This window comes from Pelorhabdus rhamnosifermentans, from assembly GCF_018835585.1.
GTDB lineage: Bacteria > Bacillota > Negativicutes > UMGS1260 > UMGS1260 > Pelorhabdus > Pelorhabdus rhamnosifermentans.
The window spans coordinates 1-278 of the sequence record NZ_JAHGVE010000129.1 but is presented as its reverse complement, the minus strand read 5'-3'; the positions used below and the strand labels follow the sequence as shown (position 1 = coordinate 278).

Genomic DNA, 278 nt, shown 5'->3' with positions numbered 1-278 from the left:
GTTATCGTGACCTTGTCTCCGCCGGACACCAGTCCGTTACGGTTACTAAGCCCGGACTGCACCGTAAGGTTGACACCTTTTTGCGCTGCAATCTGGCCTTGACTATTCGCAATGTTTTGACCCTGAACATTCAGCTCTCCGTTCGTACCGATTTTACCGCTGTTATTATTCACAGCGCCTGCTAACTTCACAGTCAAGTTGCCTGTTCCGGCCTGCTCAATTTGGCCTTGGCTGTTATTCAAGGCATTGCCGTTAATCGCAACATCTGTTGCGTTAGT

At 49.6% G+C, this 278-nt stretch carries 1 protein-coding gene; it reads right to left on the bottom strand.

Translation table 11 applies throughout. The features are described 5' to 3' along the window. The coding region (locus Ga0466249_RS26060; RefSeq protein WP_215832397.1) for a hypothetical protein at nucleotides 1-278 on the bottom strand (278 nt) is incomplete at both ends.